Source organism: Martinezella rhizogenes (assembly GCF_027460065.1).
In the GTDB taxonomy this organism is placed as follows: Bacteria; Pseudomonadota; Alphaproteobacteria; order Rhizobiales; family Rhizobiaceae; genus Agrobacterium; species Agrobacterium rhizogenes_C.
Window position 1 is genome coordinate 136,245 of the sequence record NZ_JAPYZZ010000012.1, and the last position, 23,796, is coordinate 160,040.

The 23,796-nt window shown below is 58.6% G+C and carries 13 protein-coding genes and 2 pseudogenes; 7 read left to right on the forward strand and 8 right to left on the reverse strand.

Features of this window, described 5'->3' with window-relative positions; translation table 11 throughout:
- Positions 1–87 precede the first annotated feature (87 nt).
- Together O8B93_RS18510 and O8B93_RS18515 are read left to right on the forward strand one after the other, a co-directional pair.
- Positions 88–6,222, forward strand: a complete 6,135-nt coding sequence (locus O8B93_RS18510) for a hypothetical protein (RefSeq protein ID WP_269711393.1) — start codon at positions 88–90, stop codon at positions 6,220–6,222.
- A gap of 34 nt (positions 6,223–6,256) precedes the next feature.
- Positions 6,257–6,884 (forward strand): annotated as a pseudogene (locus O8B93_RS18515) (OB-fold nucleic acid binding domain-containing protein); the annotation flags it as partial.
- 462 nt (positions 6,885–7,346) lie between these two features.
- Here the strand turns inward: O8B93_RS18515 and O8B93_RS18520 are convergent.
- The 4 genes from O8B93_RS18520 to O8B93_RS18535 form a co-directional block, all read right to left on the reverse strand.
- On the reverse strand, positions 7,347–7,877 hold the full coding sequence (locus tag O8B93_RS18520; protein ID WP_269711394.1) for a DUF2971 domain-containing protein: 531 nt from the start codon (positions 7,875–7,877) through the stop codon (positions 7,347–7,349).
- A gap of 192 nt (positions 7,878–8,069) precedes the next feature.
- Positions 8,070–9,440: a hypothetical protein gene (locus tag O8B93_RS18525; RefSeq protein WP_269711395.1), complete on the reverse strand. Its 1,371-nt coding sequence runs from the start codon at positions 9,438–9,440 to the stop codon at positions 8,070–8,072.
- A gap of 10 nt (positions 9,441–9,450) precedes the next feature.
- The gene (locus tag O8B93_RS18530; RefSeq protein WP_269711396.1) at positions 9,451–10,605 is read right to left on the reverse strand and encodes an ATP-binding domain-containing protein; all 1,155 of its coding nucleotides are present in this window, start codon (positions 10,603–10,605) and stop codon (positions 9,451–9,453) included.
- A 10-nt stretch (positions 10,606–10,615) separates the two neighbouring features.
- Complete coding sequence (locus tag O8B93_RS18535; RefSeq protein ID WP_269711397.1) at positions 10,616–11,986, reverse strand: protein kinase domain-containing protein; 1,371 nt, start codon at positions 11,984–11,986, stop codon at positions 10,616–10,618.
- A 414-nt stretch (positions 11,987–12,400) separates the two neighbouring features.
- On the opposite strand from O8B93_RS18535, the gene O8B93_RS18540 reads away from it, so the two are divergent.
- Positions 12,401–13,204 (forward strand): hypothetical protein, encoded by an 804-nt coding sequence (locus O8B93_RS18540; RefSeq protein WP_269711398.1) that lies wholly within the window; start codon positions 12,401–12,403, stop codon positions 13,202–13,204.
- A gap of 767 nt (positions 13,205–13,971) precedes the next feature.
- Here the strand turns inward: O8B93_RS18540 and O8B93_RS18545 are convergent.
- From O8B93_RS18545 to parE, 3 genes and pseudogenes are all read right to left on the reverse strand, one after another.
- Positions 13,972–14,355, reverse strand: a complete 384-nt coding sequence (locus tag O8B93_RS18545; protein ID WP_269711399.1) for a hypothetical protein — start codon at positions 14,353–14,355, stop codon at positions 13,972–13,974.
- A 21-nt stretch (positions 14,356–14,376) separates the two neighbouring features.
- Positions 14,377–14,532 (reverse strand): annotated as a pseudogene (locus O8B93_RS27950) (restriction endonuclease); the annotation flags it as partial.
- Between the two features lie 468 nt (positions 14,533–15,000).
- Complete coding sequence (parE, locus tag O8B93_RS18550; RefSeq protein ID WP_269699646.1) at positions 15,001–17,121, reverse strand: DNA topoisomerase IV subunit B; 2,121 nt, start codon at positions 17,119–17,121, stop codon at positions 15,001–15,003.
- A gap of 208 nt (positions 17,122–17,329) precedes the next feature.
- Here parE and O8B93_RS18555 point away from each other — a divergent pair, with 208 nt between their 5' ends.
- The 4 genes from O8B93_RS18555 to O8B93_RS18570 all read left to right on the forward strand — a co-directional run bounded on the left by O8B93_RS18555 (position 17,330) and on the right by O8B93_RS18570 (position 21,554).
- Entirely contained in the window at positions 17,330–18,211 is an 882-nt protein-coding gene (locus O8B93_RS18555) for an alpha/beta fold hydrolase (protein ID WP_269711400.1), read from the forward strand.
- Between the two features lie 216 nt (positions 18,212–18,427).
- Positions 18,428–19,198: a triose-phosphate isomerase gene (tpiA, locus tag O8B93_RS18560; RefSeq protein WP_269711401.1), complete on the forward strand. Its 771-nt coding sequence runs from the start codon at positions 18,428–18,430 to the stop codon at positions 19,196–19,198.
- Positions 19,199–19,313: 115 nt separating this feature from the next.
- Complete coding sequence (gene secG / locus O8B93_RS18565) at positions 19,314–19,766, forward strand: preprotein translocase subunit SecG (RefSeq protein ID WP_174008530.1); 453 nt, start codon at positions 19,314–19,316, stop codon at positions 19,764–19,766.
- 159 nt (positions 19,767–19,925) lie between these two features.
- Entirely contained in the window at positions 19,926–21,554 is a 1,629-nt protein-coding gene (locus O8B93_RS18570) for a CTP synthase (protein ID WP_161991195.1), read from the forward strand.
- 515 nt (positions 21,555–22,069) lie between these two features.
- On the opposite strand, the gene fumC is transcribed toward O8B93_RS18570, so the two are convergent.
- Positions 22,070–23,461 (reverse strand): class II fumarate hydratase, encoded by a 1,392-nt coding sequence (gene fumC, locus O8B93_RS18575; RefSeq protein ID WP_269711402.1) that lies wholly within the window; start codon positions 23,459–23,461, stop codon positions 22,070–22,072.
- Between the last annotated feature and the right edge of the window lie 335 nt (positions 23,462–23,796).

Consider the following 23,796-nt stretch of genomic DNA (forward strand, 5'->3'; position numbering starts at 1 on the left):
TATCGCTAGGCACCGCCATCAATATTGTTTCCGATTGCGTCCGAAGCGAGAGGCGTGGGATATTGATTAGGAATCAAAGAGTCCTCGATGAAACCCAAGCATCCCCGTTCCAAAGATAGTTCAGTCCAGACCCACCTCACCCCGCGCACCGAAACGTTGACGCCACCATCCAAGTCACGGAATCTGGTGCTGCCTTTGGTGGAGGTAGGCAGCAAGGACTTCGAAGAACTCTGCATGCTAGTCCTTCGCGACCAGTTTGACGGAGTGGTCCGGGCAAACCTCAAGCGACGCAGCGGATATGCCCAGTACGGCGTGGACGTTGAAGGATTCGACAGCCGTCAGGATCCGTTCGTAGTCGTGTCGTGCAAGTGCTATTTGAAGGTCACCCCGTCTGAGGTACGGACGTGGATCAACGACTTCGTCAAGCACCTCGATGGTCACTGGAAGGGAAAGAACGTCAGGCACTTCATTCTCGCGATGACCGTGCCGTTCAGTGTCGACGAGCTTAACGACGAAGCGAGGAAGCTGGCGGCTGTCCTGACCGAGCGTGGCATCACGCTCGTCATATGGGATCTGACGGAGCTTTCTCCCCTTGTCGCCAAGGACCTCGAGCGGGTCTCAAGGTTCTTCAATAAATACTGGGTCGATGCACTGACCGTGGATCTTCCGTCCGTGACGCCAACCGCCGCCACGACCGCCCCGATCTCGACGCAAGGGGTTCTGGGTGGGCCGATCCTCTCTCAGATCGAAGCCATCTATACCCAGCCGCTCAACGACGTTCACGCAAAGACGCTGGAAACCTGTGTCGCCGAAATCCGGAAAGGGCGCCGCTCGCCGTTCCAGGGATGGCTGACAACGGTCAGATCAAACCCCGTTGCCTGGAATGCCATTTCGAAAGAAGTCAGGGCGAAAGGCCTCACCGTCGCGGCAATGATCGCCGTCACCGACAGGAAATTCGTCGAAGCGCGCGATCTTCTCGACGAGGCGGAGCAGCATCATCATGCGTCCGACAGGGCGGCGCGCGCGATGCTAATCCGCAACACCGATGGACTGTCCGCCGCTATCGCATATCTGGTGGATCCGATCGACAGAAAGGAAAGGGAAGCGCTCGCCGGATTCCAGTTGGAAGGTGGCGAATTCGCCCTCGCACTCGAGACGCTCAAACCGATCACCGGGCAGGACCTGACTTCGGAGGTCATGCGCCTTAGGGCGATCGCCACCGCGTTCCTCGGGAAAAAAGCCGATGCCTTGAAGTTGATCCGCTCCGCCGTAGCCAAGGATTCGCACTCGGCGATGAGCATCCTCACCCTTGGTCAGATCCTTTTCGCGTCGGCATTGGCCCATGGCGTCCAGCCACAATTCGGTTCAGTCCCCAATCCCGTCAGCCGAGCCTTGGTCCTGCCGGGCGCCGAAGCGAAGTCGCTGCTCGTGGAAGCGGCAACCGAATTCGAAAAGCTGAGGCTCGTGGTCGAGGGGAGTTTTCAGCGCGAAGTGGAAATCTGGAGGCTGGCGGCGCTCCTCCTCAATCCGGATGCCCGCACGAAGGCGCGCGATGCAAGCAGAGCGCTACTTGCGCGACCGGATCTCGACCCGTCCGCGGTGATCTGGTGCCTTCAGTATGGTATTCCCATGAAGAAGGGCCAGGTCCGGAAGACGCTGGGGGACGCACTGCGCAGAGGCGAAGGCACGCCCGCCCATGTTGCGGTGCTGGCGCTGATGGCTTCGTCGATGACTGAACCGGAGAAGGGCCGGGCCGTCGTCGACAGGTTCGCCGATCTCTTCCCGCAGAACTCGGAGTTCCTGGATCACTGGCGTGACCAGTTCGCAACCCCTGCGGACGGAGAGCCGTTTGAATTCCCATCCGCGGTCCGCGCCGCGATGACGGGAGGCGACCGGGTCCCACTGATGACGGTTCTGCTATCGGAGGAGACCGGTCCTGAGAACCTGCTGTCCGGTGCCGAAGCGCTCCTGTCGATGGAAGCGTTCGACGATCTGAACAAGCTGCGTTCCCGCCTTGTGTCCACGGGGACGCTGCGGGGCATCGAGCTTTCCGCCGTCGCCGCGCTCAATTCGAACGAGCCTTCGGTCGCATTGGGATTGATGGACGATGCAGTCGCCTCTGGGATAGAGGAAAGTGGCCGCATGATGCAGGTGCGACTGAAGGCGCATGAAGCGCTCGCCCAGCACGGCGCCCTCATCACGCGGCTCGAGTCGGAACTCAACAGAAGCAGTGATCCGCGGCTTCGCGACCAACTCATGACCGCATATCTCAGGATCGGGGCACTTGACCGCTTCAAGGCTCAGGCGGAGATCGTGATCAGGGATGGTCTGGCCAGCGAGCAGCAGGCCATCCGCATGGCCTACGTCCTGCGGGACTTCGCTCCCGAGACTGCTAGGCTTGCACTTGGGACCGTAGCGACCGAGGAAATCCCTGACAACTTGGCCCAGGCCCTGTTGAGCCTTTCCAGCCACCTCGGACTGACGGAATTGCAGGACAAGGCGCTGGGGAAGCTCATCGCCAGCCCCGTCGGGCAGAACCATCTACGCCGTTTCGACAGTGTCGAGGAAGTCCTGGCGTTCATTCAGCAGAATACTGCCGAATACCGAAAGAAGCTCGACGAATGGCTGCACGGGATCATGCCTGCAGCAGGGGCCATGAACTCTGACACCCGCGATTTCGCGATGCTGTTTCTGGCCGCGCCGAACATGCGCACGGATCGCGCCGGCAACCACTTCCCGATGCTTCTGCGTTCCGGGATTCCGGGCCGGGAGCCTCCCACGGCAATGGGCGAGCGACCAGCATTGCACATCGACCTAGGTGCGCTTTTGATCGCAGATCGTCTGGATCTCTTGTCGCTCATCGAGCGGTGCTTCATCCTGCATGTTCCGGAGTCGCTGCCTGAGGCACTCATCGAAACCAAAGCGGCTTTGCGGGAGGTGTCCACCGTGGCAGCGCAGGCCGTACGGTCCATCCGGAGCAGCCAATCCGCGATCACGGTCGTTGATGACGCCCATGTCGGCGGGGTGGAGATCACTTCAGTGAACTGGGACATGCCGGACGAGGGCAAGGCGGCGCTCCTGCACGCCCTAGATCAGGCCCACTTCGAAGGCCACGTCACGAATGCACAGCGTGCCGATATCATCGCCAGGCTCGAGATTCAGAACGTGACTGCGGATGCGTCTGCGGAATCAATCCTGCTGTCAGGCAGTTCCATTCGGGATTTCGCGCATCTGGGCATCCTCGATCCGCTTTCCCGAGGATATCCGCTCAACATCAAGAACTCGGAGGTGGATCGGCTCCTCGAGAGCGTCGAGATCGCAGAGGACGAGCAGGGCGTCAGGGATCGGATCGACGTGCTCTCTTCCACGGTGGCGGCAAAGCTCTCATCTTCTGAATGGAGGACGATCGTTGCGGAGGACGGCGACGAACGCAGTCAGGCGGCTTTGCTCGCTCCGCACGCCCGCTGCCTGATCGAAGCACTTCCCCACGGTGACACGAGCGATACCTTGTTCTGGATCGAGGATCGGGTCTTCTCGCGACAGATACTTCCGGTCGGTCTCGACCTTCCAATGGTGGTCGCCCACCTTGTGCGGGCAGGCGAGATGACGGACGAGAATGCGTCCGCCGTATTCAGCGAACTGCGCCGCATCGGCTACCTGTTCATTCCGATCGACGCCGCTGAACTGGGCGGCATCATAGGCGCTGCCTCCATAGTGAACGGCGAGCTCGTCGAGAACGGCCAGATCGCGGACATCCGGAGGTGGTTTGCGCGCGACGTGCTTCATCTCCGATATCTCGATCAGACGCCGCAGCTCGACCGGGACGGCATGATCACCGGCGAGGCCCGGCGCATGCTCGATCTCAGCCATCTCGCCATCGACCTGCTTGATCTCATCTGGCTGTCGGATGCGTCCGTCGAGGAGAAGTCCGCAAGATCCACATGGATATGGAGCAATCTCCGGCTCGACTACCTGCCTTCGCCTCCGGCGGCTGACGTGCCCGAGGCCCGCAGGCACATATCCTGCCTGAATGCGATGCAGGTTCTTACTCTGCCGATCCGGGCAGAGCTCGGCTCCGCAAAGCTGCCAGTCGAAGTTCGGCAGGAGTTTGTGGACTGGGCCATGCACGCGGTCATAAGGCCGATGGCGGGCGCCGACAGCGTGGCGGAGGAGAACATCGCCGCCATGACTGCCTCGATGATATCGAGTACGCTGGAAATGAGATCCGAGGCGGGCGACGACCATGACCCGGACCTCGACGCACTCATGGCCCGACACTTCAAGGTGATATCGAATGATTTCGTAAACCTCCTTCCACCCGACTGGAGGAAGTCGGTCACCGACCGGGACGGCATCGCGAAGGCGCTCGGGCGCGAGAACATCATGCTGCTCGAGCTGGCCCCTGGCAGAAGCGTCGGGGTCCGGGACGTCTCCGAGGCGATGTCGAAGTGCCGTTCGTCAGGCTTGAGCGAGGTGGAAATCACACTGGAGGGACGCGACGGTGCCGGAAAGCTATTGCTCGGACAGGGCGATGACGGGTTCCCGACTGCCATCATCCAGTCCGACGGCCAGACCTTCGATCTCCAGATGGCAACCCTAGCGCTCGTCGATCCCGACGAGGGGATCCGGCGGAGGATGCTCATGTCGCTGCCGAGGAATGGGAATGTCGGCAACCCGCTGAGCGACGAGTTCCTCCAGGAGATAGCTGGCGAAGAGGATGTCTTCCGGCGTGTGGAGCGTTTTAACGCCCGGCTCGGACAGGATTTCACGCGGCACCGCGACGCCATGTGGGACAGGGTCGTGAACGGCGGATCCATCCGCCTCACCGATCTTGCCTTGCCCGATCCGGGACAGCTCCTGAACTTCCTCGGCCTCGACGACAGATTCCGAGGTAGTGGAGCCGAACTCGTTGAGGCCTCGGTCAAGGTTCTCAAGACCAGCCTCGGGATCGAACGAGCCGTCTCCCGCCTGTGCGGCGTGCCGATCGCGCTGCCTGACGACCTGATCCTGGAGTTCGGCCAGTCCATCGGCAAGGATTGGAAGGCGTGGTCAGTCGAAAACGAATCCTTGCCGTCGACCGTCACGCGCATGCTCGCATTCGTGTCTGCTGGCGGTTCTCTCGGAGATATCGAGGAATGGCTCTCACGAACCTTCACCCATGATCGGGCGGAACTCTTCATGTCTATCCTCCACCTCGATTTCAGGCAGGCGGTGCGCAGCGGCGAATGGTCGGGACTGCCATCGGATCTTGCTCTGTGCCTCATGTGGATCCATGCCGACCAGATCACCCGCAATCTCGTGGTTGACGAACTCAATCTCGCTGGATTGACGGAGTGGCTGCAGAAGCACACTCCGTCGGCGATGCTCGACGACGAGCGGGAGATGGCCTGGGACAGATGGGTAGTCTGGACAGCTACTGAACTCTCTGCGGACCGGCTCCTTGCAGCGGCCGTCGCCGAACTCGTCCGGCGGAACATCGCGATTCCCGATAGTCTCAAGGGCGCGATCGGACACGACAGCGGAAATAACTGGATGGCATCACCGACCGTGCTGGTGCCCAACTCGACGGCCCCGTCCGGCTATTGGCCATCGGTTGACCCGGTGCCGACGATTGTCGCGCTGGGCTGGCTCGATGCAGATAGCCCTTTTGCAGTCCGCGCGCCGAGCGAGTTGCTTGGTAGGCTTCGTTCCGAGAAGGATCTGAGCGATCCCTCGTTTTTCGTGCCCATGGTCGGCCTGTTCATCGATCTTGCTCAGATCGGGGGCGATCAGCTTGCAGAACTCCGTTCACACCTCCACGCGCTGGAATCCACAAACCCAGCTTCCGTCGGAGGGCAGGCATACGGCGCATTTGCCGACCTGCTCGCAAAAATTCATCGACATGCGGATGACGAGGCGGGGTTTTCCGAATGGGTCATGCGGACCGCTAAGGTCAATCAGACCAGATGGCCGTTCCGAAATCCGAGATTCGACGGCAAGGAGGAGTTCGATCGCGCCGCTTCTGTCCTGTTCAATGCGTGCTACGTCTTCGCCTGGTCCGGTAACTACCCCCTGGAGGACAGGATTGCGACACTGTGCAGGCTTTTCGACGGACTGACGCAGAAATGGCCGAGGACGATCAGGCTTGCGCTGGCCAGTCTTGACGGTCTGGCGCGTCAGATGGACATCCCGACAGCTTCCAAGCATCTGCTGCCATCTCTGCTTGAGATGCGAAGCCGCTGACTTTGGGGCAGACGGCTCATTGGCAATGCCGGAGGAGCCATTCCGGCCATCGCTTCAGCTCGAACGTCGCGATGCGCTCTGGGCGATCAAGGCGCTGCGTGACGAACCCTTGCCGCTGTTTGCCGCCGCTGCGGACCGCGAGCAGAGATCGATCGCCGAGCAGGCGGAGCCTGAAGTGGAACTTCGGCAGATGACCGAAGGCCATAACGTTGTTGCGGACTACGGACATGTCGGCCTGACATTACGCGAACATCCAATGGCATTCTTACGTGAGAGCTTGACCAAGCGCAGCATGGTGACGTGTGAAGATGCAATGTCCGCCCGCGACGGCCGATGGGTCTACACCGCGGGTCTTGTCCTGGTTCGACAAAAGCCGGGGTGCGCGAAAGGGGTGATGTTCATCACGATTGAGGACGAGACCGGTCCTGCGGACGTCGTCGTCTGGCCTAGCCTGTTCGAGAAGCGGCGCCGGGTCGTGCTTGGGGCATCGATGATGGCGATCAACGGACGGATCCAACGGGAAGGGGAGGTCGTACACCTGGTCGCCCAGCAGCTATTCGACCTTTCCGTATATCTCTCTGGTCTCGCTGACGGATGTCGTGTTCAAGTCTCCATCGGGACGCGGTGATGAGTTTGCTCACGGCTCGGCGGGTGGTGGTGATTGACATGTTGAAGGTGATATCCAGGAACTTCCAATAGATGAGGATGGGTTACTGTAGTGGGCCCAAATCGGACGTTCCTTAGGCAGTCCCCGTAAGTCTGAAATGAGGGTGGAACGCGGGCGCTTTACTCCTCACGCGGACAATCTCAAAAGCGGACTTTGCGCCTAACTGGACAATAGTCGGCTAGCAATGAAAGGCTCACGCTGGCGCGTGACATTGACCTGCTTTTGGAGCCTCGCATCGCTCGATATGGAGCGGCCCACGCATAAGAGCAGTTTCCGTCGGACGAAGGCGTCCCTCGAAATCGGCTCTGCTTGGCGGCCGGCCTCGTCAGGTCGCTCGCGGGTTATTATCTGAAGACGGCATGTGCACTGTCGGATTCTTATTTTTCGGATGTCGCTCGATAGATCGAGACGGCATTCCAGCAGGACCGAGGTTCGACCTAGACTTGCCTCCGTCCGTTCAGAACACCTCGGCGTCTCGGATTATCACTTTATACCCCTCAATCATCGTCCGCGTGACCAGATTGAGACGGACATGATGCCGGATGTGTTCAGCAACATGTTGCGGCATGCGGGGTCCCAGAATCACACGTCGAATAGCCCGTCGATCAAACGAGACGTTTCCGCCGGTCGGCGCGAACAATCGCCATTCGCGCTCGTACGACCAGCTTTCGTGCTTGGTCGAAAGAATCCACTTCGCAATCTGGTTGGTATCTTCAATTTCCGATCCGATGTCCAGGAGACGGCCAGCGTAGCTGATGCGAGAGAAACTTGTGGCGTCTGGCAAGGAATCACGGAGGGCTTCAAAGTCATATTCGATGCAGAGACCTTTGAAGGAGTCTGCATAGTGGGCCCACATAAGCGCCTGGTCCCATGTCTCCGAGAAGCAGGCGATGCCTAGGCCTTGCTTCCCGTCCCTGATCATGCGGCTCGCTCTGCGCCAGTCCGAGTTGGCGGCAACGTCGCCCTCCACCTCGTAAAGACCCTCCATAGCGTCATTCAGGCTCTTGTAGTCCCCGCACCAGCAGGAACCTCGCCTTATTGACTCGATGGCTCGCTTGAGGTCGACGTTGTCAGCGGACGTATCGCTCCCGACCTTTCTGAAGCGATACAGTCTCGATGGCAGGGCGTAGTTCTCTATGGTTGACGGCATAGGCGCATTCCGCACGCATCTGATTGGCTATTAGTATTTTCGTCGGGCGTTGGTGGTGCGTCCCGACGGACGATCAGATTTCGAGACGGACTCCGACGCAGAGCCGACTTCCATCCTGGAAAGGATCGCGGATGACTGTGCCATCAAGAACCTCAGTTCCTTGACATCCCGCTGGTAATCTGCGCGCGAATTCACCGAGGCGGCACCAACCCTGGAAACGCTCTGTCTGGACGAAACCCCAGGGTAGATTTCCACCGATATCGACCCAGCCTGCCCTCGCGGCAATTGATCGGCATCCGCTCCCGCGGCTGCAAGCTCAAGAACTGAGATGTCGTCGGTAGGCGAGCTAAACAGACCTCCCCGCGCGCCCAAATCGCGGGCCATGCGCCTGCCCATACAATTGAACTCGGTCATGATATCGCTGCTTGCCTGCAGACCCGACCACGCGGCGAACCATAAGGGGGCCGTCCGAAGTGCCGACCCGGTCGACAATGCCGCCGGAATGAACCGAAAAGAACCGCCACCGAGGAGGCTCAAAAGGCACCCGGCCACGCAGTCTCTCAATTGCCATACCTTATCCTTGGAATTGCTCAGCAGCGATATTGCTTCTTGGATCGCCCGAGCACGCACCTCTCTCGTCCCACGGAAGCGCGAAAGATCACCTCGCAGCTCGGGAAGTGAAGAGATCAAATCCTCCAGCACTGTATCATCGACCCGACCACTCTCGATCACCTGTCTCATGGACCTGATCATGACAGCGTCACTGTCGGGACGATCGGAAGAGTCGCCGCCGTGCACTGCCAGTTGGACGACCTGCCAAAAGCTTCCAAGCGCCTCGAGATCTAGGGGAAGTTGCTCACCACCAAGCGCCGATCGCAAAGATTGCCATCCGCGGGCAATGGCGAGCACATCGGCCTGGGGACTGAGTGCGAGCCCCTGGATCGCCGCCGCGGAATACGTGGCGCCTGCGGCTGCGAGAGTGATGGGTCGACTAGATTCGTGAGCGTTTGGCGCTCTGAGATAGAGCGCTGCCTCCACGATTGCGGTTCCCACGAGTCTTTCGAGAATGGATGCTGCATTGCGTTCGATGAAGCCGGGCTCGTCGGCCAGTAGATCTAGCTGGTCCGTCGTTACAACCCGAAAGAATGCGGTGAAGGGAGCGTAGTCGGTGACGTAGGTCGAGACGAACGCAAAGAAATCGCGCGCCTTTCGATCGTCCACTACGACAACTGCCGGACGCTCGGGACCACTCTGATGCGGGTCCGGTACGGCAACAGCGCAGAACTTTGACGAGAGCTGCTTGCGTATTGCAGCCGGGGAAAGAGTGCTGGGCTTCAGAGGCGACTTCTGGCCCACCCAGGCTAGGAACTCTTCGGTATCCAAGACGACGATGTTCAACATTCTTCACTACCTAACCGAACAGTTCGTCGAGCGTTGGATCACTCGTCGAGGCGTCATTGAGCGCAAGGATACCTTTTTCAAGGTATCCGGGAATAGACTTGTCGTAGTATATGCGCAGCGAGGTCTTTGCACGGGTCACGCCCGTAAACGCTAGATTTTTCTGCAAGTCGCGGAATCGGTGGATCGTCTCCATGCCGAGCAGGTGGACTGCACGAAACTCGAGCCCCTTCGCGCTGATGATGGTGGTGACGATCACGCGCTTGTTGGGTTCGAAGGCACTATATCCACCCGCAAAGTTCTGCATCTGCACCTGATCCTTGATCTTCGAGGACAGAAGAAGGGTGGCGACCGCCGTGGCGTCCTCTTGCTTGGGGCACAGGATCCCGATCGTCTCGTCCGGATAAGCGAAGAGCTGAGTTTCAATCTCAGGGATCGCGGTCGCGACCTGATCCACGAGCGAGAGGCCTGGATGCGGTATCACCGATGATGGGAAATCCTGCTCGTTGTACTTAGATGTTGCCTCCATACCTTCCTCGGAGTCGATTTCGTTTCGAATGCCGTCCGCGACCCGGCATATCCTGGTGCCATTCCGGTAGTGCTTCTTCAGGACAACGGGCTCGCCACATTTCGCTTCCAGAGCGCTCAGACCGCCCTTGGCGCTCGTGACACGCTGCCTGTCATCGCCAACGGCATAGATCTGGTCGGCGAAACGAGAAATCACTTCGATCTCTTCGGCCGAGTAATCCTGCGCCTCGTCCAGAAGAATGCAGTCCATCACGTTGATGCTCTTGTCTAGGGCTGCAACCTCCTTGAGGCCATCCAAAAGACGTGCCCGCACCTCCGGAAATTCGCCAGAGTCATCGAACGGAATCCCATTAGATGCCAGAAGTGAAGCGCCCCACTGCAGATAGGTCTGGATCTTGTCCGACGAGAAGGGATAGTGCGTGGATCCTGCCACCAGGAATTCCTTCAGGACACGACCGAACGTCAGCACGGTGATGTTCGTGACGCCTGCTTTTACGAGGAACGTTGCCCGCAGCAGCAGGAGATTCGTCTTTCCGCAGCCGGCCGGACCTAGGACGAGGTGATCGCCCTCTTTCGGGAGGCTGATGACTTTCTTCTGGTCATCGTCGAGATCGCTTGTTTTTTTCCACCAGGTGCTCATGCGTGTGCTCTCACTTGAACTCAAGTTTCAGCCAGCAATCGCTTTGAGGTGTCTGGCGTTGAACGAAGTCTATGATCTTATACAGGATTTCCTCGAGCGCGGTGTGTAACCGCGAAGGGTCGTAATTGCCCGAGAAGAAGGGAATGCTCTGCCCGAAAGGCTCGGGAGGTGTCGCCGAGGTGTGGACGCACACATCGACGGCAACAGCCCTTGCTTCCGCATCAACGATCTCAATGCAGAACACCACCGAGAGATCGGGCATCAGATGCGTGTCTGACTTTTCGAAGGTCATCTTGACCGACGGGGCCCTGCGGGGATACCGAGCTATCGTGGCATAGGGCGGAAATTGGTCGTTTTCCGAACTGACACGACGCACCGAATCCTTGGTAGACGTTATGATTTCCTCGAGAAGCGCTTTCCCGAAATTAGGCTTGCTTTCGGGTGCCGTACCTGATCCGGCTTGTTCGACAAGAACCCGCTTGATGACCCTCTCCTTGAGACCGGCGATCCCGCTGGCCGTGGCTTTTGGAGGCTTGAAGGATTCCCACGTAACCATTCGCAGACGATCCTTGGGATCCTTAAGGAGACACATCTTGGCGAGATCGATCAGATATGACGGCACAGAGGAATTCTGAATGTTCGGAGTGACTTCCTGCACAGCGTTCACCAAGCGGGCGAAGGGCTCGGCATATTCGCTGAAGAGGGCCTCGCGCATGATGAGGTCATGAAGCACCGCGCCAATCTGATAGAAGGTGAGGGCGCGCCATCCCTCCATTGTCCCATCCTCCTCGCGAAGGAGAAACTCGGGCGAGCTGTACTGCAGGGTGCCGATGAAAGGATGCAGGCCCTCCATGTCGGTGATCCCTGGATCCTTGACGGGCTTCAGGACACCAAAATCGAGTAGGGTCACCTTTTGGAGGTCCTCGCTAACCTGGATGTTCTCCGGTTTGATGTCGCGATGGACCAAATCCAGCGCTTCGAGATATTCCGCGCAGGCTGCGATGTCGGAGATGAAACCTCCGATGGCCTCGACGGGAACGTCCTTGAGCCGTTTCTTGAGATTGCTGCCAGGGAGGAACGCCATAACGATATAGTGGTTCTTCGTAGTCTCGTCGTAACCACCATCGAGAATCTCGACCATACTGGGATGGCCACGTCCCTTGAGCGATACCTCTCGTTCGATTCGAGCAAGCTGCGTCTTGTCACCGAAGCGTTCGATCAATTCTTTGTCGAATACCTTAACAGCCGCCTGCCTCGCGCCATTGTTGGCCTCGAACACTGCGGCGGACTTGCCGTGATCGATCAATCTAACGATCGTCCACTCCCCAATCTTTGCGCCCTTTAACTGGTCTTCTAGTAGATGTGCCCGTGCAAAATCCATGTATAGATCCCGATTCATATGCGCGAACTACTTCATTTCCACCGGTAGTTGTCAATGAGTTTTACGATCTGGGATTTATGAGACCTACACCGAAAAAATCATCCGCTGACCTTCCTCATTTCCATTAGTGAATCTGGATCGGCGAGGAGTATGGCTGGGATTCGCATGCAACAGAACATCGATTGGGTACTTCTCGAGTTGGCGCTCGAAAGCAGGCTGTCGCGTGCAAACGGCAACGGGTTCCAGAACCTATTTAGCGATATGATGGAGCGCGTCTACGCAAATCAACCAATCCACAGCGCAAGGGCAGTAATGGCTGAGCATGTGTTGAAAATAATCGTTCAAGTTGCTTTCCCCTACTGGACCGCTACACCAACATGCATCAGTTACAATCAGGTTTTTTAGGTCGTATTGATGCCAGTGAAAACGTCTGTGACATTGAGTGAGCTGTACGCCCGGCAGCTCGATGACCATCGCAGGAATCCAGGATTCCAGGAACTGGGGCTGGACGTCCCCGTCGCCGCGATCCTCGCAAACAGGCAGGATCGTTGGGACTACAACGAGTTCCTGAGGATCGCAAGGGATCGAATGGGAGCAAGCGTTCACGAATATTCCGCAGGCGGGCAAGTCAATGCCGTGGTCCTCGCATACGGCACACGGCCGCCACAGCTCTGGGTCTCTGCAGATTGTGGAGGCTACGCGGAGCTGTATGAACGGTTTTGCATCGAAAAGTTGAACTTGAGGCCGTCCGGCAATTATCGAGGCGCTGGGTTCGATCTCGATCATGCCTACTGCAAAGCTGCGGTCCCGAAGGAAGTCAAAGCATACATCCGGCTATTTCTGGTTCCTAGCCAGGCAAACAGAAGCTGGGGCGGGTACTTTGAGCGAAAACTGAAGGATCGAATCTCACAAGAGGTTCGAGTTGGTCTCAGAAATGAAACAGTGGCCATAATGGCCAAGGTGGCTGGAATTGCTACTCCGCGCCTCGGTCGCCGGGTGCGGGGTAGGCCGGAAAGAATTCGAAACGTGGTCGACAGGTTAATCGAAACTGGAATGCTCGATCCATCGACGAGGGAACCGGATTTTCATTCGCTCTCCGCGTTCTGCGACGTCATCAGTGGCAAGGCAGAAAACATAATGAGTAAGATGACGAGGTTGCAGGGCGGACGTTACCATTTGGAAACCTGGACTTCTCTCGAAACGACTTCAGAGGGCTGACCCGTAGTGCTTTGTCCACTGAAGGCAGTTCGACGGTTTGTCAAGTGCTCCGGGGGTTAAGAAGTTCCGAGGAAGGTCCCATCATTCAATGTCGTGTCGGACTGAGTAATTCTTGATGTTCGAATGGCTTCTGCGATCAACCACCTGGCGTGCTCGATACTCCTGGCGGAGGTCATCGAAAGTTGCGGCCCTGATACACGGTAGTAGCGTCGGCCGTTAATGATACTCCGTTCGATTTTGTAACCGAAGGGAACGAAAGCGAGTGGGACCGAAGCCCATTCACTTTTGCTTTTGATGAGCCGCCCGAATTGTGGAGAGAAATTGAACATGTCTATACCCTCTTCGAAGTTGGCTCCGGCATAAACACAACTCGTTAAGATCCAGCGATCCAGCATCTGAAAATGCCATTCGATTTCATCGGAGGCGATAGACAGCCGATCTGCTTCGCTGCGATTAGTGTGGTTGCTGTTGCGACGCGGTCGTTGCGCCCTTAGTTCGGGTGGAGGTCTGTTCGGTTTTCCGGTTCGACAGACGTTCAGAATCTCGCGCGCTACCTGTTTATAGTGAGACCGGTTCTAAAAATCCGATGAGAGGCGGAGATCTCGTCGGTTCAAAGGGCTGCTCGGGGAGCTCCTATGATAAGGCCAAGGCAGAAATCTCAATGAAGACGTTGCGTAAGTCGGCGCCCATTGCCGTCCGATCATCAGTAAGGCTCATTTTAGACAAAACTCGCTCTGGCTTCTCCCCCGTCGCACTTCGGTGCCGGCTCAAGTTTGCGAGGTGGCGGCGGTCGAAAGGGCCCGCTTCCTCTCCGACGCTGCAAGCCGATTTTCGAGATCCTCGATTAGCGGCCAAGTGGCCGCCAGAACTTCTTTGGTCGAGGTGAAGGTTTGCGACATGGACGCAATTGATACGAACGCCCCGGTCTGGCAGGTGAAGGGATAACGACCGCGGATCGCCCTGGAGATGACGTCTCGGCATCCGCCGATGACGGCGTTTCCCGAGTAGCCGTAGCCAGAGGCAGGTCGAAGATCGTCCTCGATACGCGCACTCTTCGGAATGTTCCAGTATCGATCATGGCAGTCCTCCACCCTGTCGAAGAGATCCTGCAGGTGCATGGCGTCGAGACGTTGCTCGGTGGTCTGACGCATCTCCGCGAGCGACGTGACCTGGACGTTAGTCAGGCTGGCCGCCTCCTTCGCGCCGCGCTGGAACCCGGCCTCCGAAAGCAGGATTCCCCGGTCGGCTCCTACGTCCGCGACTATTTCCCGGAGGCCTAGAACGTGCAGCTTCGAAACAGGAGACTTCCATTGCTTACACTCGACGATCCAAGTGACCTACGAACCCGTAGTGCTGCGATTTCACCAGCACGTCGACGTCGTGGCTTGTCCGCACGCCTATGATCGTCTTGTCGGTCTCCGCGGAGAGACCGATGGAGCGAAAGAACGCAGCGGCCTCTTCCTGGTAATCTCTCCATGCCGTCATTTCGAATCCCATTCAATAAGGGGAGGCCCGTTGGGCGACGAGGCGAATCCTGAAGGCGATCATCCCCGCCGAAGGCGAGGCGCCGCCTATGCAGGGATTTGACCACTTTTGCACAAGGACTTGCGTAAACGACTACGCGTGAATAGGGCGAGATGACTACAACTTTTGCTTTGTTTCAATGTTTGTTCTTAGGGGCATTTCCCGGGCACTTTTCGGTGCCCGGAAATAGTCATTTGAGGCGTTGGCCAGTTTCAGTTTCCAAAATGGCCAGTACTCGGGCCGTTTGGCTAGGACTAGGATTGGTTTCTCAATCAGATATCCAGATTATCCGCAAAGGCCGCCCGTTCCTGAATGAAGCGGAAGCGGGCATCGGCCTTGGTGCCCATCAGATTGTCGACGGCCTCGCGGGTGCCTTCGAAATCCACGTCGTCGATCTCGACGCGCAGCAGGGTGCGCTTTTCGGGATCCATGGTGGTTTCCTTCAGCTGCTGCGCCATCATTTCGCCAAGGCCTTTGAAGCGGCCGATTTCGACCTTCTTGCCCTTGAAGACGGTTTCCATCAGCTCGGCGCGGTGCGCGTCGTCGCGGGCATAGGCGCTCTTGGCACCCTGACGGATGACATAAAGCGGCGGCACGGCCAGATAGAGATGGTTGCCGCGAATGAGTTCCGGCATTTCCTGGTAAAAGAAGGTGATGAGCAGCGAGGCGATATGGGCGCCGTCGACATCGGCATCGGTCATGATGATGATGCGCTCATACCGCAGATCCTCTTCGCGATATTTCGTGCGGGTGCCGCAGCCGAGCGCCTGAATGAGATCGGCGATCTGCTGGTTGGCGGAGAGCTTTTCGCGGCTGGCGCTGCCGACGTTCAAAATCTTACCACGCAGCGGCAGGATGGCCTGGTTGGCGCGGTTGCGCGCCTGCTTGGCCGAGCCGCCAGCCGAGTCACCCTCGACGATAAAGAGTTCGGCATTTTCGGCGGTGTTCTGGGCGCAATCCGCCAGCTTGCCGGGCAGGCGCAGCTTGCGCACGGCGGTCTTGCGGTTGACTTCCTTTTCCTTGCGACGGCGCAGGCGCTCTTCAGCGCGCTCGATCACCCAGTCGAGCAGCTTGTCCGCTTCACCCGGATTGCCGGCGAGATAATGGTCGAAGGGATCGCGCAGCGCATTTTCAACGATGCGCTGGGCCTCGACGGTTGCCAGCTTGTCCTTGGTCTGGCCGACGAATTCCGGCTCGCGGATGAAGACGGAGAGCATGCCGGCCGCCGAAATCATCACGTCATCGGTGGTGATGTCCTTGGCGCGCTTGTTTTGCGTCAGTTCAGCATAATTCTTCAGGCCCTTGGTGAGCGCAATGCGAAAACCGGCCTCATGCGTGCCGCCTTCGGGTGTCGGGATGGTGTTGCAATAGGAATGGATCTGCGTGTCGCCGCCATACCAGGTGACAGCCCATTCCAGCGCGCCGTGGCCGCCGGTCTTTTCGGTGCGGCCGGAGAAAATCTCGCGGGTGACGGTGAATTCCTTGCCGAGCGTGGCGGCGAGGTAGTCCTTGAGGCCGCCGGGGAAATGGAACACGGCTTTTTCGGGGATTTCACCACCGGCCGGCACCATGCCGGGATCACAGCTCCAGCGGATTTCCACGCCGCCGAAGAGATAGGCCTTGGACCGGGCCATGCGGAAGATGCGGGCCGGTTCGAACTTGGCATGATCACCGAAGATCTGCGGATCGGGATGGAAACGCACGCGGGTGCCGCGGCGGTTGTGCACGTCGCCCAGTTCCTCAAGCCCGCCAATCGGCGCGCCGCGCGAAAAACGCTGGCGATAAAGCTTGCGGTTACGCGCCACTTCCACTTCGAGAAGATCGGACAGTGCATTGACCACGGATACGCCGACGCCGTGCAGACCGCCCGATGTCTCATAGGCCTTGCCGTCGAACTTGCCGCCGGCATGCAGCTTGGTCATGATGACTTCGAGCGTGGATTTTCCGGGAACCTGCGGGTGGTTTTCCACGGGAATGCCGCGGCCGTTATCAGTGACCGTCAGAAAACCTTCGGCATCGAGATGAACCTCGATGAAATTGGCGTGGCCGGCGACGGCCTCGTCCATGGAGTTGTCGATGACTTCGGCAAACAGGTGGTGCAGCGCCTTTTCATCGGTGCCGCCAATATACATGCCGGGACGCATGCGCACCGGCTCCAGCCCTTCGAGCACGCGGATCGAGGAGGCGCCGTAGTCGTCACCGGAAGGAGACACGGGCGCGGGCGGGGCAGGCGGCGTGACGGCCGCAACGGCTGCGGGTTTCGGCTGCACGTTCACATTTGCGGCTGCGGTCGCCGGGGCCTTCACGGGTTTGCCCGCGTCCTCGTTCGTTTCCGTTTCGCTGTTTTGTGCCGCCGGAAGACCGGAGAAGAGATCGTTGCTGTCGTCCATCATGTCCAAGGTTCAAAAATAGTGTCGTCAGAATTTCGCCAGGCGAATCATTTTGTATATGAGGCGATTATAGCGCCAAACGTGTAAGCCATGTGGCCGAACGCGGCGCGTCATACGCCAAGACCCATGTCAGGGTTTCGCAACAGGAGGATTGCGCCGCCGCCTTTGTGATGGCAAGTCTCGCAGCCACGAATGAACGGTTAACCAAGTCATGTCCACAGCTCATTTCACGTTTTGTACTCTTTTCTGCCTGACTGTTGCGGTGATGCCGGGCGCTGCTTCCGCTGCCGATGGGCCGTTGCGACCTTTCAAGGACGAGCTGTTTTCCAGCCAGACGGTGCTTTCCACCGGAGATGGCGGCGCGTCGGAAGTCATCGATTATCAGGAGATGCGCGACATCAACGGCCGCGACGAGGTGCCGGAGCGCCGGGTGAAGCGACAATATGTCGATATGACGCCGAAGAAGGCGCAGGCGCTGGAAACCATGTCCGTCGAGGGCAGGGCGCTTGAGGTGGGACGTGTCGGGCCGGCGAGCGGGCAGGCCTTCACGGTCATCTTCATCCATGGGCGCGGCGGCGACCGGCGGCTCGGCATGAATGACTATACGTTCGGCGGCAATTTCAACCGGCTGAAGAATCTCGCAGTCGCCAATGGCGGAACCTATTATGTACCGAGCGTGCGCTCTTTCGATGAAAACGGCGTTGCCGATGTCGCCGCGCTGATTGGCGATGCGGCCAAAAAATCGGGCGGAAAGCCTGTCGTGCTCACCTGCGCCTCGATGGGGAGTTTCATCTGTTATGGCATCAGCCGCGACAAGGCTGCCGCCGCCAATCTCAAGGGCATGGCGATCCTTGGCGGTGCGGTCGATCCCGATTTTCCGAAAAGCGCATTTGCCAGGGCGAAGAAGCCCGTCTGGTTCACCCATGGCAGCGCCGACAAGGTCTATTCGGCCGACAGCCAAGCGACGATCTTCCGTGGATTGCTGAAGGCCGGGGAGCCGGCGCGGTTTACGCGGTTCGAGACCGGCAGCCACGGGACGCCGGTGCGCATGACCGACTGGCGGGCGGTTTTGAACTGGATTTTAAGCCGCTGAGGCCTCTGTTTTGGGTCAGCGGCGGCGAATTTCCAGAAATTGGCCGACGTTTTGAACCTTTGGCCCGCTTTTTTGTACCATTTATTGCCGGGGCCGTTTAAAGGAATATCCTGGGATTTCCGGCAGTGTTTCTGTCGCGATTATGGGCCGTGAGACGGCTGAGGGAAGGGGTGCTGCCAAAGGCGGCAGCCTCGAGACAAAGGGAATGGGATACGCATGACGCCGAATGTTCGACCGCTTGTTGCCGGAAACTGGAAGATGAACGGCACGCGTGCCTCGCTCGATCAGATCAAGGCCATGGCAGAGGGCGTCAAGGGCGCGCTGTCGGAGAAGGTCGATGCACTGATCTGCCCACCCTCGACGCTGCTTTATGTGGCGACGGCGCTGTGCGATGACAGCCCGCTGCTGATCGGTGCACAGGATTGCCATCAGAACGCGTCCGGCGCGCATACCGGCGATATTTCCGCCGAGATGATTGCTGATTGCTTCGGCACCCATGTCATCGTCGGCCATTCCGAGCGCCGCACCGACCATGCCGAGACCGACCATCTGGTCCGCGCCAAGGCCGTTGCGGCCCATCAGGCCGATCTTATCGCCATCGTCTGCATCGGCGAGACGGCGGATGAGCGCAAGGCGGGCCAGACGCTCGATATTCTCAAGCGCCAGCTGGCCGGCTCCCTGCCGGACGAGGCGACCGCTGAAAACACCGTCATTGCCTATGAGCCTGTCTGGGCGATCGGCACCGGTCTTACCCCGACCACGCAGGACGTGCGCGAGGCTCACGCTTTCATGCGCGACGAACTTGTCAAGCGCTTCGGTGACGCCGGCAAGACCATGCGTATTCTCTATGGCGGCTCTGTAAAGCCCGCCAATGCGCTGGAACTGATGGGCGTCGAGAATGTCGATGGCGCGCTGATCGGCGGTGCCAGCTTGAAAGCCGCAGACTTCCTTTCCATCTATGCGGCATATGAGCAACTGACGGCCTGAGACCAGCTTTCCTGTCACAGGGGTTGGAAAGGGGCTTGGAATAAACCTTCGCCTCATGTAAAGAGCCGCGAAACCTTCTTTGTAGTGCTCCGCGCGGGGCATGGAATGGATTGTCATGCAGACCGTTTTGATTGTTATACACCTCATGATCGTGCTGGCGCTCGTCGGCGTGGTCCTGATCCAGCGTTCCGAAGGCGGCGGCCTCGGTATCGGCGGCGGTTCGGGCTTCATGTCCGCGCGCGGAACGGCCAATGCGTTGACCCGCACCACGGGTATCCTCGCGGCGCTGTTCTTCCTGACGTCGCTCGGGCTTGGTCTTATGACCCGTTACGAAGCGCGCCCGACCGATATTCTGAACCGTATTCCGGCCACGCAAGGCCAGGGCAACGGCATTCTCGACACGCTTGGCCCGGCCACGACGCCCGCAACGCCGGCTCCGGCTGGAAATGGCGTTCCGACCAATAGTGGCGCAGCAGCGCCCGCCCAGACGGCTCCTGCCGCTTCCGGCGCGGCCGCCCCGGCACCGGCGCAACCCGCCGATCCGAACGCAGTTCCGACCGGTCAATAAGCCCGGTTCTGATTTAACGCTCCGGCAGGCCAAAAGCCTGCCGGTTTTCTTTTGTTCGTATTCCGGCCAGTTGAATTACACATTCGTCAACAGCGAATTTGTAACAGCATGAAATTTGGGCTGGCGGAATCAGAGGTAAAAAGGTATCCGGTGAATCCCATGGCGCGATATGTATTCATCACAGGCGGCGTGGTCTCCTCTCTCGGTAAGGGCATCGCAGCTGCGGCACTCGGAGCTTTGCTGCAATCCCGTGGTTATCGGGTGCGGCTTCGCAAACTCGACCCCTATCTGAACGTTGATCCCGGCACCATGAGCCCGACACAGCACGGCGAAGTGTTCGTGACGGATGACGGTGCCGAGACGGACCTCGACCTTGGCCACTATGAACGCTTTACCGGGCGTTCGGCCACCAAGACCGACAACATCACCACCGGTCGTATCTACAAGAACATCATCGACAAGGAACGGCGCGGCGATTATCTCGGCGCAACGGTTCAGGTCATTCCGCATGTCACCAACGAGATCAAGGATTTCGTGATCGAAGGCAATGACGATTACGACTTCGTTATCTGCGAAATCGGCGGCACGGTGGGTGACATCGAGGCGATGCCGTTCATGGAAGCGATCCGTCAGCTCGGTAACGACCTGCCGCGCGGCACGGCGATCTATCTTCACCTGACGCTGATGCCCTATATTCCGGCAGCTGGCGAATTGAAGACCAAGCCGACCCAGCATTCCGTCAAGGAACTGCAGGCGCTTGGCATTCATCCCGACATCCTGCTGGTGCGTGCTGATCGGGAAATCCCGGAAGCCGAACGCCGCAAGCTTTCGCTGTTCTGCAACGTGCGTCCTTCCGCTGTCATTCAGGCGCTGGATGTGGCGAATATCTATGACGTTCCGATTGCCTACCACAAGGAAGGCCTCGATTCGGAAGTGCTGGCCGCGTTCGGCATCGAGCCGGCGCCAAAGCCGCGTCTGGAACAGTGGGAAGAGGTTTGCAACCGTATCCGCACGCCGGAAGGCGAGGTCACGATTGCGATCGTCGGCAAATATACCGGCCTCAAGGATGCCTATAAGTCGCTGATCGAGGCGCTGCATCACGGCGGTTTTGCGAACCGCGTCAAGGTCAAGCTGGAATGGATCGAGTCGGAGGTCTTCGAAAAGGAAGATCCGACGCCCTATCTCGAAAAGGTCAACGGCATTCTGGTGCCCGGCGGCTTCGGCGAGCGCGGTTCGGAAGGCAAGATCATGGCGGCGCAGTTCGCTCGTGAGCGCAATGTGCCCTATTTCGGCATCTGCTTCGGCATGCAGATGGCGGTCGTGGAAGCGGCCCGTCATCTCGCCGGCATCGAAAATGCCTCTTCGACCGAATTTGGTCCGACGTCCGAGCCTGTTGTTGGCCTGATGACCGAATGGGTGAAGGGCAACGAGCTGGAGAAGCGTTCCTCCAAGGGTGATCTCGGCGGTACGATGCGTCTCGGCGCCTACAAGGCGGCGCTGAAGAAAGACACCAAGATCGCCGATATCTACGGCACCACGGATATTTCCGAGCGTCACCGTCACCGCTACGAGGTGAATGTGGACTACAAGGACCGGCTGGAAGAATGCGGCCTCGTCTTCTCCGGCATGTCTCCGGATGGTGTGCTGCCGGAAACGGTGGAATATCCTGATCATCCGTGGTTCATCGGCGTTCAGTACCACCCTGAACTGAAGAGCCGCCCGCTCGATCCGCATCCGCTTTTCGCCAGCTTCGTCGAAGCGGCGGTGGAGCAGAGCCGGCTGGTTTGATGGTTTGAGTGAGATGAAGAGGGCCGCTTTTGCGGCCCTTTTTTATTGATGCGCTCTCCGTCGTCATGCTCGGTACAAGACCATTACTGTCCGGTTTAAGTTTCTGGACAAGGCACAAGACTCTCATTCGAATAGGCTTTCCGGATTTTCGCCTTAACCGGACACCAAAGAAGAGCGGCGTCGTCCGATGGGAAGGAAAGTCATACCAATTGCACCGACGTCATCCTCGGGCCTGTCCCGAGGATCTGCCAACATATTGATTTTATTCGAGGTGGTTAGATCCTCGGCACAAGGCCGAGGATGACGTCGAGTGAATGTTCACCCTTTATCACCGACTTCAAGGGGTCAGCATTCTGCCACGAAATTTAACCGGACAGCAGTGTTACAAGACCGAGCATGACGCCGCGTTTGAGGAGAGGTCTGTCGCCCACCCGATAACGTCTGCGGCCATATATGTTTAAACAAAAAAACGGGCCCGAAGGCCCGTTTTCCATTTCCTCAAAATCGAAACCGGCTTACTTCGGCCCGATCATGTTTTCCGGGCGTACAAACTGGTCGAATTCCTCGTTGGTGAGGTATCCGCCACCAACGGTTTCTTCGCGCAGGGTCGTGCCGTTCTTGTGTGCGGTCTTGGCGATCTTGGCGCAGATGTCGTAGCCAAGCTTGCCGTTCAGCGCCGTCACCAGCATCAGCGAGTTTTCGACGCCCTTTTTGATGTTGTCTTCGCGGGCCTCGATGCCGACGACGCAATTATCGGTGAAGGAGACGGCCGCATCGCCCAAAAGCTGGACCGACTGCAGGAAGTTGTAGGCCATCATCGGGTTATAGACGTTGAGCTCGAAGTGGCCCTGCGAGCCGGCAAACGAGAGCGCTGCGTTGTTGCCGAAGATGTGGGCGCAGACCTGGGTCAGTGCTTCCGACTGGGTGGGGTTGACCTTGCCCGGCATGATCGACGAGCCGGGTTCGTTTTCCGGCAGCGACAATTCGCCGAGACCGGCGCGCGGGCCTGAACCGAGGAAGCGGATGTCGTTGGCGATCTTGAAGAGTGCTGCAGCAGCCGCATTGATCGCGCCATGCGAGAAGACCATGGAATCATGCGAGGCAAGCGCTTCGAACTTGTTCGGGGCGGTGACGAAGGAAAGGCCGGTGATCTTGGAAATCTCGTCGGCGACCTTTTCGGCAAAACCGATGGGAGCGTTGAGGCCCGTGCCGACAGCCGTGCCGCCTTGGGCGAGCTTGGAAAGAGCGGGCAGGGTGAGTTCGATATTGGCGATGGCCGAGGCGACCTGCGCGGCGTAACCGGAGAATTCCTGGCCGAGCGTCAGCGGTGTTGCATCCTGGGTGTGGGTGCGGCCGATCTTGATGATCTTCTCGAACTGCTTGACCTTGGCTTCCAGCGCCTTGTGCAGGTGCTTGAGGGCGGGCAGCAGGTGGTGAACGATCTCTTCCACGCAGGCGATGTGCATCGCCGTTGGGTAGGTGTCGTTCGAGGACTGGCTCATATTGACGTGGTCATTGGGGTGAACGGGCTTCTTGGTGCCCATTTCGCCGCCGAGCATTTCGATGGCGCGGTTGGAAATCACCTCATTGGCATTCATGTTGGACTGGGTGCCGGAGCCGGTCTGCCAGACGACGAGCGGGAAATGCTCGGTCAGCTTGCCGTCGATGACTTCCTGTGCGGCGGCAATGATGGCGTCGCCGACCTTGGGGTCGAGACCGGCCAGCGCCATGTTGGCGCGGGCGGCGGCCTGCTTGACGATGCCGAGCGCACGAACGACAGAGGCGGGCTGTTTTTCCCAGCCGATCTTGAAGTTGCCGAGCGAGCGCTGCGCCTGCGCGCCCCAGTAGCGATCGGCCTGAACTTCAATGGGTCCAAATGTATCGGTTTCCGTCCGTGTGGCTGTCATCAATCTTGCCTTTTTACTCGTTTTCCTCCGCCAAAACGGCACTTCGCCCGCCTTGCGCGGCCGATATATAGAATCATCGCGCCGGCAATGAAAGCGCTGCAACGCGGCGGAGGCAGATATTTCCGGTCACCTTGAAGCGATTTCGGCATCGTCAGGGTGATGCCATGAAAAACGGCGCGGCGTGTCATTTTTACTACGGCTTGAAATGCCCTGAAAACCGGGCTTTCCGTGATACGAAAAGGCTGTGCCTGGCCACGGCAAAGTGAATGAAATAAATGGAAATTTAACCATTCTCGCCAATTCTGGAAATTACGTTTTTATGGCTTTGGCTGTAT

What these genes read in the sequence shown, in the direction of transcription:
- fumC (WP_269711402.1), bottom strand. Translation starts at nt 23,461, where the DNA reads ATGACAGCCACACGGACGGAAACCGATACATTTGGACCCATTGAAGTT.
- O8B93_RS18530 (WP_269711396.1), bottom strand. Translation starts at nt 10,605, where the DNA reads ATGAGCACCTGGTGGAAAAAAACAAGCGATCTCGACGATGACCAGAAG.
- tpiA (WP_269711401.1), top strand. Translation starts at nt 18,428, where the DNA reads ATGACGCCGAATGTTCGACCGCTTGTTGCCGGAAACTGGAAGATGAAC.
- O8B93_RS18555 (WP_269711400.1), top strand. Translation starts at nt 17,330, where the DNA reads ATGTCCACAGCTCATTTCACGTTTTGTACTCTTTTCTGCCTGACTGTT.
- O8B93_RS18535 (WP_269711397.1), bottom strand. Translation starts at nt 11,986, where the DNA reads ATGGATTTTGCACGGGCACATCTACTAGAAGACCAGTTAAAGGGCGCA.
- O8B93_RS18525 (WP_269711395.1), bottom strand. Translation starts at nt 9,440, where the DNA reads ATGTTGAACATCGTCGTCTTGGATACCGAAGAGTTCCTAGCCTGGGTG.
- O8B93_RS18510 (WP_269711393.1), top strand. Translation starts at nt 88, where the DNA reads ATGAAACCCAAGCATCCCCGTTCCAAAGATAGTTCAGTCCAGACCCAC.
- O8B93_RS18520 (WP_269711394.1), bottom strand. Translation starts at nt 7,877, where the DNA reads ATGGAGGGTCTTTACGAGGTGGAGGGCGACGTTGCCGCCAACTCGGAC.
- secG (WP_174008530.1), top strand. Translation starts at nt 19,314, where the DNA reads ATGCAGACCGTTTTGATTGTTATACACCTCATGATCGTGCTGGCGCTC.
- parE (WP_269699646.1), bottom strand. Translation starts at nt 17,121, where the DNA reads ATGATGGACGACAGCAACGATCTCTTCTCCGGTCTTCCGGCGGCACAA.
- O8B93_RS18540 (WP_269711398.1), top strand. Translation starts at nt 12,401, where the DNA reads ATGCCAGTGAAAACGTCTGTGACATTGAGTGAGCTGTACGCCCGGCAG.
- O8B93_RS18545 (WP_269711399.1), bottom strand. Translation starts at nt 14,355, where the DNA reads ATGCGTCAGACCACCGAGCAACGTCTCGACGCCATGCACCTGCAGGAT.
- O8B93_RS18570 (WP_161991195.1), top strand. Translation starts at nt 19,926, where the DNA reads ATGGCGCGATATGTATTCATCACAGGCGGCGTGGTCTCCTCTCTCGGT.